This is a genomic window from Acinetobacter sp. YH12045, assembly GCF_013419925.1.
GTDB lineage: Bacteria > Pseudomonadota > Gammaproteobacteria > Pseudomonadales > Moraxellaceae > Acinetobacter > Acinetobacter amyesii.
On sequence record NZ_VOZE01000004.1, the window covers coordinates 100182 to 114662 of the forward strand.

The 14481-nt window shown below is 43.3% G+C and carries 12 protein-coding genes and 1 riboswitch; of the genes, 10 read left to right on the plus strand and 2 right to left on the minus strand.

Translation table 11 applies throughout. The features are described from left to right. Positions 1–4: 4 nt before the first annotated feature. The 5 genes from FTU02_RS07080 to lpxC all read left to right on the plus strand — a co-directional run bounded on the left by FTU02_RS07080 (position 5) and on the right by lpxC (position 5501). Positions 5–934 (plus strand): D-alanine--D-alanine ligase, encoded by a 930-nt coding sequence (locus FTU02_RS07080; RefSeq protein ID WP_078193219.1) that lies wholly within the window; start codon positions 5–7, stop codon positions 932–934. 3 nt (positions 935–937) lie between these two features. Next, positions 938–1792 carry a cell division protein FtsQ/DivIB gene (locus tag FTU02_RS07085; RefSeq protein WP_180156485.1) on the plus strand — a complete coding sequence of 285 codons (855 nt, stop codon included), beginning with the start codon at positions 938–940 and terminating at the stop codon, positions 1790–1792. Positions 1793–1860: 68 nt separating this feature from the next. Next, on the plus strand, positions 1861–3123 hold the full coding sequence (gene ftsA, locus FTU02_RS07090) for a cell division protein FtsA (protein ID WP_078193217.1): 1263 nt from the start codon (positions 1861–1863) through the stop codon (positions 3121–3123). A gap of 159 nt (positions 3124–3282) precedes the next feature. After that, complete coding sequence (gene ftsZ, locus FTU02_RS07095) at positions 3283–4473, plus strand: cell division protein FtsZ (RefSeq protein ID WP_078193216.1); 1191 nt, start codon at positions 3283–3285, stop codon at positions 4471–4473. 125 nt (positions 4474–4598) lie between these two features. Further along, the gene (lpxC, locus tag FTU02_RS07100) at positions 4599–5501 is read left to right on the plus strand and encodes a UDP-3-O-acyl-N-acetylglucosamine deacetylase (protein WP_180063028.1); all 903 of its coding nucleotides are present in this window, start codon (positions 4599–4601) and stop codon (positions 5499–5501) included. A 97-nt stretch (positions 5502–5598) separates the two neighbouring features. Here lpxC and FTU02_RS07105 read toward each other — a convergent pair whose 3' ends face one another. Beyond that, entirely contained in the window at positions 5599–6039 is a 441-nt protein-coding gene (locus FTU02_RS07105) for a DciA family protein (RefSeq protein WP_111884464.1), read from the minus strand. Positions 6040–6145: 106 nt separating this feature from the next. Here FTU02_RS07105 and FTU02_RS07110 point away from each other — a divergent pair, with 106 nt between their 5' ends. The 3 genes from FTU02_RS07110 to FTU02_RS07120 all read left to right on the plus strand — a co-directional run bounded on the left by FTU02_RS07110 (position 6146) and on the right by FTU02_RS07120 (position 11813). Next, the gene (locus tag FTU02_RS07110; RefSeq protein WP_180156487.1) at positions 6146–6841 is read left to right on the plus strand and encodes a M23 family metallopeptidase; all 696 of its coding nucleotides are present in this window, start codon (positions 6146–6148) and stop codon (positions 6839–6841) included. A gap of 281 nt (positions 6842–7122) precedes the next feature. Then, complete coding sequence (aceE, locus tag FTU02_RS07115) at positions 7123–9825, plus strand: pyruvate dehydrogenase (acetyl-transferring), homodimeric type (RefSeq protein ID WP_180041745.1); 2703 nt, start codon at positions 7123–7125, stop codon at positions 9823–9825. A gap of 2 nt (positions 9826–9827) precedes the next feature. Then, on the plus strand, positions 9828–11813 hold the full coding sequence (locus tag FTU02_RS07120) for a 2-oxo acid dehydrogenase subunit E2 (RefSeq protein WP_180156489.1): 1986 nt from the start codon (positions 9828–9830) through the stop codon (positions 11811–11813). 231 nt (positions 11814–12044) lie between these two features. Here FTU02_RS07120 and FTU02_RS07125 read toward each other — a convergent pair whose 3' ends face one another. Further along, a complete protein-coding gene (locus FTU02_RS07125) occupies positions 12045–12566 on the minus strand; it encodes a hypothetical protein (protein WP_168379405.1) in 522 nt (173 codons plus the stop codon). 58 nt (positions 12567–12624) lie between these two features. Beyond that, a riboswitch (yybP-ykoY riboswitch) is annotated at positions 12625–12767 on the plus strand. A 74-nt stretch (positions 12768–12841) separates the two neighbouring features. On the opposite strand from FTU02_RS07125, the gene FTU02_RS07130 reads away from it, so the two are divergent. Then, entirely contained in the window at positions 12842–13420 is a 579-nt protein-coding gene (locus FTU02_RS07130) for a TMEM165/GDT1 family protein (RefSeq protein WP_078190565.1), read from the plus strand. Between the two features lie 194 nt (positions 13421–13614). Continuing rightward, positions 13615–14412, plus strand: coding sequence for an MBL fold metallo-hydrolase (locus FTU02_RS07135; protein ID WP_180156491.1), 798 nt, complete (start codon positions 13615–13617; stop codon positions 14410–14412). Positions 14413–14481 lie beyond the last annotated feature (69 nt).

The following is a 14481-nucleotide window of genomic DNA, read 5'->3' on the forward strand; positions in this document are numbered from 1 at the left end:
AAACGTGTCAAATGCTTCAAAATTCGGCAAAGTTGCCGTGTTATTAGGTGGGAAATCTGCCGAACGTGAGGTTTCTCTCGATAGTGGTAAAGCTGTACTTGAAGCATTGGTGCGTTCGGGTGTAAATGCCGAAGCATTCGATCCGCAGCAACGCAGTGTGACTGAGTTGGTGGCTTATGACCGTGCATTTATCGTCCTTCATGGCCGTGGTGGTGAAGATGGTCAAATTCAGGGTACTTTGGAATGGTTAAACATTCCGTACACTGGAACGGGCGTTCAAGGCTCAGCGATTGGTATGGATAAAGTCAAAACTAAACAAGTTTGGCAAGGTTCAGAACTACCGACAGCACCTTATCGTATTGTCAGCAAAGACTCAGATTTACAAGAAATTGTAGATTCAATTGGTTTGCCATTTATTATCAAGCCGGTGCATGAAGGTTCAAGCATTGGTATGAGCAAAGTTGAAAAAATTGAAGACTTTGCAACCGCAATTGCAAAAGCGACCCAGCATGATGCAGTCGTGATGGCTGAAAAATGGATTACCGGACGTGAATTTACCATTGTGATTTTAAATGGTCAGGCATTACCGGTGATTCGTTTAGAACCGCCTGCAGATGTGGCTTTTTATGATTACGAAGCGAAATATAACCGTAACGATGTGCAATATGGTATTCCATGTGGCTTGACTGAAGATGAAGAAAAGCGTCTACAAGCTTTATCTTTACGTGCTTTCCAAGCGGTAGGTGCGAGTGGTTGGGGCCGTATTGACGCGATGCAAGATGCAGAAGGAAACTTCTGGTTACTTGAGGTAAATACTGTTCCGGGTATGACTAGTCATTCTCTAGTGCCAAAAGCTGCCAATGCTGTAGGCTATAGTTTTGATGATCTTTGTGTCGCGATTTTGGAACAAACCCTGACAGGTGCGGCACACTAAATTATGGCTCAACTTCCTGCGTCTATGCGCCGTAAACGTGCAGCAACGACATCGATACATGACAAACCGCCGACACGTAAGGAAAAACTTACCAATGTGGGTGGATGGCTGTTGTTGTTTATTGCATGTGTGGTTTTGATTGCCGGAATTTGGGGGCTATATAAAGTCATGACGGATGCACGTGTGGCTGAACTTGATGTGGTGGGTGTGCGGAGCGCCCAAGAAAAACAACAAGTCATATCATACGTTTCACCGATGATTACTGAAAACTATTTTACCTCTGATTTACGTGTCATTCGTGACCGTACTTTAGAAATCTCTTGGGTCGATCGCGTGGTGGTATCGCGTGCTTGGCCAAATGCAATTCGTGTACGGGTGATGCCGCGTCAAGCGATTGCACGTTGGGGAACTGGGCGACTGTTAAGCGACAGTGGTGATGTATTTGCCGAATTAACCCCGACCAATCATCAGAATTTACCGTTATTGCATGGGCCGACGAGTCAGTCCAAAATGATGATGCGTCGCTATAATGAAATTAATCAATTGTTTATACCTGTTGGCATTCGTTTAAAAGAATTATATTTAACCGAACGAATGACTTGGTTTATGCAGTTTGATTCAGGCTTACGCGTGATTGTCGATCAGGATCAGACCATGAGTAAGTTGCAGCGTTTAAGTTATCTCGCACACAGTGACTTAAAACCTGTATGGCCACGAATTTCTGCCATCGATTTGCGCTACCGAAATGGTTTAGCGATTCAATGGAAAAACTCTGTGCCAGCAAAGTCGGTAAATGGTCAGTTTGTTGTAACTAGTGATGACATAGGCATTGCGAATGCAGCGCCTGTAAAGCCATAATGATCGGCTTTATAAGTAGAGGCTTTAAGCCATAAATTAAACAAACATGTGAATGGTAGTAGTAAATAATGAATGAAGCTGTTCCCTCGGTTGTTGCGATTGACATTGGGACACACAAAGTTTCAGTTTTGATTGGTAAGGTACACGCGCCAGACAATATCCAAGTGGTAGGGATGGCGACCGCTCGTAACCGCGGCATGAATAAAGGGAAAATTGTCAGTCTCGATAAAGTTGTTACCGCAATTAAAAATGCAGTGCAGGAAGCAGAAGATATGGCGGAATGTCGTGTACATTCTGCGTGGATTTCTATTCCAAGTGCTGAACTAAAAAGTTTTTATGCCTCTGGTCGCACTCCAATTGAAAATAATGACCATGCGATTACCACCAATGAAGTGGTGCGTGCATTAGAACTGGCCAAAGCCAGTCATTTAACGTCTGACCACTATTTGGTGAGTGCTGTACCTTTAGGTTTTGAACTAGATGATGAACCCGAATGGGTGTTAAACCCGATTCGCATGTCAGCACGGAGTATGACAGGGCATTATCATTTGATGATGTTGCCCATCAGCACCATGCAGAATTTGGATCGCGCATTAAAAGGTGCCAATATTGGTGTTGAACGCATGGTCATTTCATCATTAGCAACTGCTGAAGCTAGTTTGCTTAAAGATGAAAAAGAATATGGTGTGTGCTTGGTTGATATTGGTGCTGGTACGACCAATATTGCGGTGTATTTAGATGGTCGCTTGGCGATGACACACACTTTGCAACGTGGCGGTGAGCATGTAACACGTGATATTGCTGCTGTATTGCAAACCACAACAGAAGAAGCTGAACGTATTAAGCTGTTGTATGGTTGTGTTGATCTGAAAGTGGTTAAACCTGAAAGTATGATTCAGTTCCAAGGTATTGATGGTCCACAAACCATTAGCCGTATTGAACTGACCGAAATCATTATTGCGCGCTATGAAGAAATTCTTAATCAAGTGCGTAATGAGTTGGTCGATCATGGTGCGATTCATGGTTTATACCATGGTGTTGTACTCACAGGTGATGCCTGCCAAATTGAAGGAATGGTGACATTTGCGCGTCGGATGTTAGGTGTTTCTGCACATTTAGGTAATCCACCTATGCAAGTGTATGCTGATGATCAACAGCAAGCCGCTTTACGTCGTTCACAATACGCGACTGCCGCAGGTCTGTTAATTTTCAGTCAAAGTGAAACACAAGATACGATCGTTGAGCCAGAAGATACGGAAAAACTTTCAGTATTGAATCGGGTAAAACGTGCATGGTCGGGCTTCAATGACACCTTGAAGTCGATCTTTTAAGTTGAAATATTTGGGAATATTGTTGGGAAGTTGTACGGATTATTGCTTGTACTTGACAAGCTGGAACTTGGACAGCATTCTAAAAAACAATTTTTATTAAGATCAAGGCAGTATACGGGCTGAAGTGTCTGCCAATTATGGATTAGGAATTTTTTAGGCATGGCCTCATTTGAATTTTTAGAAGATGATCAAAGCGACAGCAACGGTCAAGCCCGTTTCACAGTATTCGGTGTAGGTGGTGCTGGCGGCAACGCTGTGCAACATATGTTGGAATCAGATATCGAGGGTGTAAAATTTGTTTGTGCCAATACAGACAAACAAGCACTCGACCGCATGAATGCACAATTTAAAATCCAACTCGGCGAGCAAAGTACGCGTGGTTTGGGTGCAGGTGCAAATCCACAAGTGGGTCAAACTGCTGCTGAAGAAAGCCGTGAGTTGATTCGCCAACACCTTGAAGGTACGGACATGGTGTTCGTGACTGCAGGTATGGGTGGTGGTACAGGTACCGGTGCTGCGCCAGTTGTTGCTGAAATTGCCAAAGAAATGGGTATCTTAACTGTAGGTGTGGTGACGACTCCGTTTAACTTTGAAGGTAAACGTCGTCAGCAATCTGCTGAGAAAGGTATTGAAGCACTTGAGCAACATGTTGATTCTCTGATTATTATTCCGAACCAACGTCTACTTAAAGTATTCCGCGATATTTCAATGAAAGATGCCTATAAAAAGGCAGACGATGTATTGTTAAATGCGGTTCGTAGTATCTTTGATTTGGTGGTACGTCCAGGTCATATCAACCTTGACTTCGCCGATTTGAAAACTGCCATGAGTACACGTGGTTACGCAATGATGGGTGCAGGTTCTGGTCGTGGTGAAAACCGTGCGCGTCAAGCTGCTGAGCAAGCGATCCGTAGCCCGTTGTTAGATAACGTGACCATCATGAATGCAAAAGGCATTTTGATTAACGTTACAGGTGGCGATGACGTAACCTTCGGTGAAATTGAAGAAATCACTGATGTGGTGAACCAAATTGTCGATCTTGATGAAGGTCAAGTGTTCTACGGTACGGTATTTGATCCAGATGCACGTGATGAAATTAGCGTAACGGTGATCGCAACGGGTTTAACTCGTAATTCTGCCGATTCTGCTGAGCCAGTGAAACGCCCTGTCGCACAAGCAACGCGTACAGTCGCTTCTGCACAAGTACCTGTAGATGAAGATGATGTGCCAGCGATTCAACGTCAACACAATGAAGCAGCAGCTCCAGCTGCGGCAGCGGCGTCAGCATCCAATTCACGCCCTACGCCAATGAGTATTCAAGACTATTTGAAAAATCAGCAACGTAAATAACATAAATTCAATGACTTAAATGTCTGTTGATTACAAAAGGTAGCTGATCAGCTACCTTTTTGTTTTTTATCAATGGCTAAATATGCTAACGTATAGCGGTTTTGTGAACTGATGATAGAAGACACATGTTGAAACAACGTACCCTGAAACGCATCGTGAAAGCGAGTGGCATCGGACTGCATAGTGGGCAAAAAGTGATGATTAACTTTGTGCCACATCATGCCGATGGGGGGATTGTGTTTCGTCGTATCGACTTAAATCCACCGATTGATATTCCAGCCGATGCTATGCTGATTCAAGAAGCATTCATGTGTTCTAACTTGGTGCAAGAAAATGCCAAGGTGGGCACAATTGAGCACATTATGAGTGCGATTGCTGGTTTAGGGATTGATAACCTGATCGTGGAAGTGTCGGCGTCTGAAGTGCCTATTATGGATGGGAGTGCCGGCCCGTTCATTTATTTGCTTATGCAAGGTGAACTACAAGAACAAAATGCACCTAAAAAATTCATAAAAATACGCAAACCTGTCGAAGCACTGATCGATGATAAACGTGCTGCCTTCCAACCGCATGACGGTTTCCAATTAAATTTTACGATTGATTTTGACCATCCTGCATTTAAGAAAGAATTTCAGTCGGCAACTATCGACTTTTCAACCGAAACATTTGTCTATGAAGTTAGTGAAGCGCGGACTTTTGGCTTTATGAAAGATTTAGATTACCTCAAAGCTAATAATTTGGCTTTAGGGGCGAGTCTCGAAAATGCCATTGGTGTAGATGACAATGGTGTGGTCAATGAAGAGGGCTTACGCTTTTCGGATGAGTTTGTTCGTCACAAAATATTAGATGCTGTGGGTGATTTATATTTGCTCGGTCATCAAATTATTGCGAAATATGATGCCTATAAGTCAGGTCATGCATTAAATAATCAGTTATTACGCAATGTCAAAAGTGATCCAGACAGCTATGAAATTGTAACATTTGATGACATTAATGATTGCCCAATTAGTTATGTGAATGTGACATAAGTCATTGTCTTATAATAGTGATGTTATATTGTATCATTTGTAAGTGTTAAGTCTGTCACATTCTGAATATTCAAATTTATCTGTTACAACTCGGTGGTTACTTTTTATTGCTTGCCAAACGCAGCATTGCTTGGCTAAGCTTAGGGTCGCTCACAAAGTCAGCAGCATTACGGAGTAAATCCTGAGTTTCTGTACTGAGGGTTCTTGAAATTTTTTCAGGGGAATGGGGCGTTGGAGACGGAGTTCTCAGACGGACTTGAATCTTGTGTAAATCCTTGAATTCGTATATTTGTGATAACTGTGCAATATATTGCTTTTGTAAATAGGCCAACTGACTTATCAGTGCCTGATTTTCTCCAGTTAATATAAGTACACCGTTTATATAACAAACGACTTGCCATTGATCCGGTTGGGGTAATAGCGGTTGGACAATTTTCGTAAGCTTCTGCCATGCAGCAACTTGCGTTGAGAGAAACGAAAAGTTTCCTGTTTTTATGTGTTTTCTTGTTGGTTGAAAGACGTTGACAGGTTCTGACATACATATTTCCTACATGTTTATGTCTTAATCTTATGCGCTCCTTTTGGCTGATATCAAGGACGAAATCACACAAGGAACAAAAGAGAACAGTTTATAGAGGTTTTTTATGCATTTACGACGTATTTTATTGGCGTTTTCATTGGCTGCTTCGGCCGCTTCAGTCGCTTTTGCAGATTTAGTTGAATTAAATCAAGCAGATTCATCATCAGATCGTATTGAACAGTTAACTCGCACTTTGTCTCAAGGTGCTTACTCTGAAAGCAATGATATTGATATTCCAGCAGAAACAAAGTTGAATGTTCAAATTCGTGAAAAATCAATTGAACTCAACAATGCGACAATCACAAAAAAATACGGTTCAAGCACTTCCTCTAAAAACTATTCTGCAAGTTCAAATAATCCATATTCATGGTTAATTGCCCACCCACTTCCAGACATGAAGCGCGTGAGCTCAAACTATGGTGGCCGTACCATGGGTGGTCGTGCAGAAAATCATTCAGGTTTAGATCTTTCTGCGGCAAGTGGTACGCCTATTTATGCAACAGGTCCAGGCATTGTAACCAAATCAGGCTGGGGCACAGGTTATGGTCAATATGTTGAAATTAACCATGGTAATGGTTACCTGACACGTTATGCACATGCATCACGCTTAATTGCACGTGTAGGCGACCGTGTTGCTGCGGGTGAGCATATTGCTAACGTTGGTTGTACTGGTCGTTGTACTGGCCCACATTTGCATTACGAAGTAGTGAAAGATGGTCAACGTAAAAACCCATCGACGTATTTAGCGATGTTGCCATAAGCGCATACAAAATTTGTATACGAAGCCATTGTCCGAACCTCTACAGACAATGGCTTTTTTATTTATCGCTAATAACTATAAAATTATCATTCTAAAAAATATTGTCTGTATGAAATATGGCGAAAATTGACCCAAAAATGTAAATTTGTGTAATTGTTAATCAATAAGTATTTAGTAAATAAATAATAGAGCTATTTCGTATTCATCTGTGGCGATAACTGAGCCTAGCCAAAATATGGTACTAATAGAGCCATATATTTAGCACATAGGATAGGTGAAGTATGGCGTTTTATGGCGATACAGATGCGCAAGAAACCCAAGAATGGCAGGACGCATTTGATTCAGTTTTACAGCACATGGGAACTGACCGCGCTGCATTTTTGCTTGAAAAACTCTATCAACAAGCGATTGCTAAGCACGTTCCCATTCAGCGACTAAATACTCCTTACTTAAATACCATTTCAGTTGAAGAACAACCGCCTATGCCGGGTGATTCGGATATGGAGCGCCGTATTCGTGCGCTGATCCGCTGGAATGCCTTAGCGATGGTACTGCGTGCCAATAAAACAGGTGATGACTTAGGTGGTCACTTGGCAAGTTTTGCATCATCTGCAACTTTATATGACGTGGGCTTTAACCACTTCTTCCGTGCCAATAGCGACAGCTTTGGCGGTGACATGATCTATTATCAAGGTCACTGTGCGCCGGGTATCTATGCACGTTCGTTCTTAGAAGGTCGTTTGACTGAAGAACACTTAAATAATTTCCGTCGTGAAGTCGGCGGTAAAGGTTTGCCGTCATACCCACATCCGTACTTGATGCCAGATTATTGGCAGTTCCCAACTGTATCGATGGGTCTAGGCCCAATCATGTCGATTTATCAAGCACACATCCAAAAATACTTGATGAACCGTGGTTTGATCAAAGAAGAAAACCGTAAAGTTTGGGCTTACCTCGGTGATGGTGAAATGGATGAACCTGAAAGTACAGGTGCCATTTCACTTGCAGGTCGTGAAAAGCTCGACAACCTGATTTGGGTCGTGAACTGTAACTTACAGCGTCTAGATGGCCCAGTTCGTGGTAATGGTAAAATTATTCAAGAACTTGAATCATTGTTCCGTGGTGCAGGCTGGCGCGTGATTAAGGTGGTATGGGGTCGTCATTGGGATCCGCTACTAGCAAAAGATGATTCAGGTGCCTTAAAAGCTGTGATGGAAGAAGCGGTTGATGGTGACTTCCAACGCTATCAAGTGAAAGGCGGTGCGTATACGCGTGCACATTTCTTTGGTAAGTATCCTGAAGCTGAAGAGTTGGTGCGCAACTTAAGCGATGAAGATATTGATAACCTGAACCGTGGTGGTCATGACCCATTCAAAGTGTATGCGGCTTATGCTGAAGCGATGAAGGAAACGGGTCAGCCAACAGTTATCTTGGCAAAAACAGTCAAAGGTTATGGTTTGTCGGAAGAGATTGAAGCAGTCAACAAGACGCATCAAATCAAGAAAATGCAGCTTGAGTCGTTGAAATACGTGCGTAACCGTTTCAACTTGCCATTTACCGATGAACAGCTTGAAGAAGTGCCATTCTATCGTCCGAGCGAAAACTCGCCTGAATTGAAATACATGAAGGCGCGTCGTGAGGCATTGGGTGGTTATTTACCTGCACGTCGTAAAGAAAGTGAACAACTGGCGATTCCTGAATTGTCTGTGTTTGATGCGGTACTGAAAGGCAGTGGTGGTAAAGAGCAATCGACGACCATGTTGATGGTACGTTTGATTTCATCATTATTGAAAGAAAAAGCCATTAAAGATCGTGTCGTACCAATTGTGCCAGATGAAGCGCGTACTTTCGGTTTGGAAGGTATGTTCCGTCAGTTGGGGATCTATGCTGCGCATGGTCAAAAATATACCCCTGAAGACCAAGAACAGTTGATGCATTACCGTGAAGCCAAAGATGGTCACATGTTACAAGAAGGGATTAACGAAGCGGGTGCGATGAGTGCTTGGGCTGCGTTAGGGACCAGTTATTCGACCAATAACTTGCCAATGATTCCGATGTATATGTACTACTCGATGTTCGGTTTCCAACGTATTGGAGATATTGCATGGGCGGCAGGTGATGCGCAGGCGCAAGGTTTCTTGCTCGGTGCAACTGCGGGTCGTACAACACTGAATGGTGAAGGTTTACAACACCAAGATGGTCATTCACATATCTTGGCAAATACGATTCCAAACTGTATTTCTTATGACCCATGTTTTGGTTATGAGTTGGCAGTGATCGTACATGATGGGTTAAAACGCATGTACGTGAACCAAGAGCGCGTGTTCTATTACTTAACAGTAATGAATGAAAACTACGAACATCCAGCTATTCCTGAAGGTGCTGAAGAAGGCATTAAACGTGGTATGTATCTCTTCGAAGAAGATGAGAAAGCAACGGTTCAGTTGATGGGTTCAGGTGTGATTCTGCGCGAAGTGATTAAAGCAGCGAAAATCCTTCGTGATGAATATCAAATTCATTCAAACGTGTGGAGCGTCACTAGCTTTAACGAATTAGCTCGTGATGGTATGGCGTGTGAAGAATACAACCGCTTACATCCGTTGGCTGAAGATACGAAAGAAGCTTGGGTCTCTCAATTACTTCGTGAAAAAGACGGTATTGTGGTATCGGCAACCGATCACATGCGTGCATATAGCGAACAAATCCGTGCTTATCTTCCAGACAATCGTCCGTTCGTTGCATTAGGCACAGATGGTTATGGTCGTTCAGATACACGTGGCAACTTACGTAGCTATTTTGGTGTTGATGCCGCACATATTGTGGTAGCAACATTGAAAAAACTCGCGGATGAAGGCGAAGTTGATGCGCGTTTAGTCAAAGATGCCATCTCAAGCTTTGAACTAGATACTGACCGTCCAGTGGCATGGGCTCCGCAGGAAACGCCAGAACTGCATGCTGTGGCTGACTACAAAGAGGAGAACTAATCATGCGAATTACGACTCCTGATATTGGTGTAGATAAAGCAACGGTCGCTGAGATTTTAGTGAAAGTCGGCGACAGCATTAGCGTTGATGACAGCATTGTGTTGTTAGAGTCTGACAAAGCCTCTGTTGAAGTGCCAAGCACTTCGGCAGGCGTGGTGAAAAGCATTGCAGTTAATCTGGGTGACAGTGTTGCTGAAGGTGCTGTGCTGATCGAGTTGGAAGAAGAAGGTCAAAGTACTGCTACCGTTGAGCCAGTACAAAATGCAACTGAAGACCAAGCAGCAGAACCAACTCCGGTTGTGGAAGCAGAACAAGCTGCAGCAGCACCTGTTGCAGCCAATGCTCCTCAGTCGCAAAGTGTTGATGTGCAAGTCCCTGATATTGGCGTAGAAAAAGCTACGGTAAGTGAGATTTTGGTCTCTGTTGGTGATGAGATTGATGTCGATCAAAGTATTATCGTGGTGGAATCAGACAAAGCGACAGTCGAAGTCCCAAGTACTGTATCAGGCCGTGTTGAATCGATCACGATCAGTGCTGGCGATGTGGTGAAAGAAGGTGTAGTGATTTTAACGGTGAAAACGGCGGCTTCATCTGCTGCGGTTGAATCGGCTGCTGTGCAAGAAACTGCACAGCCTGTTGCTGCACCTGTTGTTGCAGAAGCAACACCAGCGCCGTCTACGGCTGCGGCGTCTGGACCTGTTGAAATTGCAGTGCCTGACTTAGGTGTTGATAAAGCAGCAGTGGCTGAAATTTTAGTCGCTGTGGGTGATGTGGTTGAAAAAGACCAAAGCATCATCGTGGTGGAATCAGACAAAGCAACGGTAGAAGTGCCAAGCTCTACAGCTGGTAAAATCACCGCGATTCATGTTCAGTTAGGGCAAAGTGTCTCTGAAGGCGTCGCTTTAGTGACGATTGAAGCCGAAGGTCAAGCTGTTGCAGCACCCGCGCCAGCAGCGAAACCTGCACCAGCTGTAGCACAGCCTGCGACAGTTGCACCTAAAGCTGAAAGCAAAGTTGAAGCAGCAGCACCGCAACCACAAGGCGCAGATAAGCTCACCAAAGAGCAAAATGCTGCCAATGCCAAAGTGTATGCAGGACCTGCCGTTCGTAAGCTTGCACGTGAATTGGGTGTGGTTTTGGCAGAAGTCAAAGCATCGGGCCCGCATGAGCGTTTAATGAAAGAAGATTTATTCGCTTATGTAAAAACCCGTTTGACCACTCCGCAAGTTGCACCTGCAGCTCAAGCTGTGGCACAGGTTTCAGGCTTGCCGAAATTACCAAGCTTTGATGCTTTTGGTGGTGTCGAAGAGAAAGTTTTGACACGTTTACAACAAGTGTCGATTCCGCAATTGTCTTTAAACAATTTTATCCCACAAGTGACGCAATTCGATGCTGCGGATATTACCGATCTTGAAGCTTGGCGTAATGATTTAAAAGCTAACTTTAAGAAAGAAGGTATTGGCTTAACCATTATGGCTTTCATCATCAAAGCAGTGGCTTATTTGTTGAAAGAAGAGCGTGAATTTGCAGGTCATTTGTCTGATGATGGCAAGTCAGTATTGCTACGCAATGAAATCCACATGGGGATTGCCGTTGCCACGCCTGATGGTTTGACCGTGCCTGTACTGCGTAATCCAGATCAAAAATCGATTAAGCAGATTGCAATTGAGCTGGGTGAACTGAGTCAAAAAGCACGTGACAAAAAACTGTCGCCGAAAGATCTACAAGGTGCGAACTTTACCATTACCAGTCTGGGTTCAATTGGTGGTACGGCATTTACACCGCTGGTTAATTGGCCACAGGTGGCGATTTTAGGTATTTCACCTGCAACTATGCAGCCGGTGTGGAATGGTGAAGGCTTTGATCCACGTTTGATGCTGCCGCTGTCATTGTCATACGATCACCGTGTAATTAATGGTGCGGATGCTGCACGTTTTGCCAATAAGCTGACGAAGCTGCTCAAAGATATCCGAACTTTATTGATCTAATCTGACCTGTTTAAGTTTCAAAATGAACCCTGCTTTGGCAGGGTTTTTTTATGGCGTCGTGGTGGTGGACTGACAAAGCCAATCAGGAAGTTCAATGGGTGAAGGGTAGAGCTTTAATGCTGAGTTTGCATTGAGGTTATAAGTGAGTGGAAGCGTACGATGTGGGTGCGCCGTCGACCAAAGCTTATGTCGTAAATGTTCAAAGCGTTGGAAGTCTTTTAAAAATAAGCCCTAAAACTTTTCATAATGCCCCAGTTCTTGTACATGTTGATACGCATGTGTTTGGCCCTGTTGGTGCTGGAAGTCATAGTCCATCAGCCAAATACGCTGCGGTTGAAAGAGATGTGCGAGTGAATAGGCTTGAAGGCCGCAATTATTACCATACACAAAGTACGGTGAATGAAATAACTCCGCTTGCGTATCGATGCGCACGGTTTTGAAGTTAATCACTTCATGTTCAGGATATGGACGGTTGTGACCTAAACCACATCCGCTAATGATGTCACCTTGAAAGCAGGCTTTGAGCATGGGTTGATAGTGTAACCACCACGCATAATCTGAATGATGGGCAATTTGAGCCTGAGGAAGTTGAAGAAAACTTTGATTACAGCAAATGATTAGCAGCTTTTTTGAGGGCTGAATGGTGGTTAAGTCAAAACTGAGCTGAGACGGGCCGCCTGCAATGATTAATACATCCTGCACATGCATATAGTGTTGAATAAATTCTTGAAATTTTTGATTATTGTTTTGCATATCAAATTGAGTCATCGAAAATTAAAATTGCGAAAACATGCATTCCTCGCTAGAATAGCATTACTTCATTGGGGAGTAGCCGCTTTTTACGCAAAGTAAAAAGGTGATGGTCAACATATTTGCTCTAAAACGAGCATGGTCATCATAGCAAAGAACCAAATGAGCTCTTCGTAGCTTTCTTTTGTTGGCAAGACCTTTGATTTATCACTCTGCACATTGGCTAGCAGGAGGGATAAGTCATCGGTATATGTTATTGCTAGCCAGAGAAATGCACCATGTTAACCGCTTTCTTCATTTCCCTTGCTGTTGTTGCCCTGTCAGAAATGGGCGATAAAACACAATTACTTGCCTTACTGCTTGCTGCACGTTTTCGTAAACCCGTTCCGATCTTAATTGCAATTTTCCTCGCGACTGTGGTGAACCACGGGGTTTCTGCTGTGCTGGGTCAATGGATTACCACTGTTTTAAGTCCAACCGTTTTATTGTGGATCGTTTCTCTGGGCTTTATTGCTATGGCGGTGTGGATGTTGATCCCCGATCAATTGGATGATGAATCTGAAAGTATCAATAAGTGGCAAAAATATGGGGTTTTCGGCGCCACTTTCGTTTTGTTCTTCTTGGCTGAAATTGGAGATAAAACCCAAATTGCCACTGTTGCACTGGCTGCACGCTTTGACAGTATTGGCTGGGTGACTTTGGGGACGACATTAGGCATCATGTTGGTTAATGCGCCTGCGGTATTTATTGGGAACAAGCTAGCTGAAAAACTACCGATTTCACTGATTCATAAAATTGGCGCCTTGGTATTCTTGGTGATTGGTTTGGCTGCGTTGGCACAACACTATTTATTTTAAATAATGATCTCACCATATTAAAAATACATGAAATCCTGAGTTAAAAACTCAGGATTCTTTGCCAATAAATGAGACCCAATTCACTGATATTTCAGATAATATTGACTGAATATTTATTGTAAGTTTCCCTAAATAAATATATGTTATTCACCTATAGAATATATTTTTTTTGATAAAAAATTTGGGGAATGGGAATGGCTTTCGAACGCACAACATCACAGGTACTTTATGATGATGGAAAGCATAAATGTATTAGCTTTACCAGCTTGGTAAAAGGCGAGGGCGTACAGGCGAACCAGTTCCTGATTTTGGATAATGAGCGCGCAGCGGTGCTCGATCCGGGTGGTGACTTGACCTATGTCCCACTGACTATGGAACTGAATAAATATACCCGTTTGACCAATCTTGACTATGTGATGGCCTCGCATCAGGACCCAGACATTATTACCTCGATGCCGCGTTGGTTGGTTTATACCGACGCCAAGGTGGTGGCATCTAAACTGTGGGCGCGTTTCTTACCGCATTTAAACTCTGCATTTATGAGTGACCGCATGAAAGGCAACTGGCTAGATCGTCTGATCGAACTGCCAGATCATGGGCAGGTGATTCCATTAGGCAACAGCCATTTGGTAGCTGTTCCTTCACACTTCCTACATTCAGTTGGTAACTTCCAATTTTATGACCCGATTGCCAAAATTTTATTCTCAGGGGATATGGGCGCATCTATGGTGGATGATGCCTCTAAACCTTTAGAAAATTTTGCCGCTCATATTCCTAAAATGAAAGGCTTTCATCAGCGCTATATGTGTTCAAACAAAGTGATCCGTCTGTGGGTCAACATGGTACGGACGATGGATGTGGAAATGATCGTACCGCAGCACGGCACGCCATTTATTGGTAAAGAACAGATCAATCAATTCTTAGATTGGATCGAAACCTTACAATGTGGTGTCGATTTAATGGATGAGACAGTTTTTACTTGCCCAGTATAATGACTTGAAAATTTCAAAAAATAATTGAGTTTCCAGATAACATTTTTTAATATTTTTCGTCCATAAAAT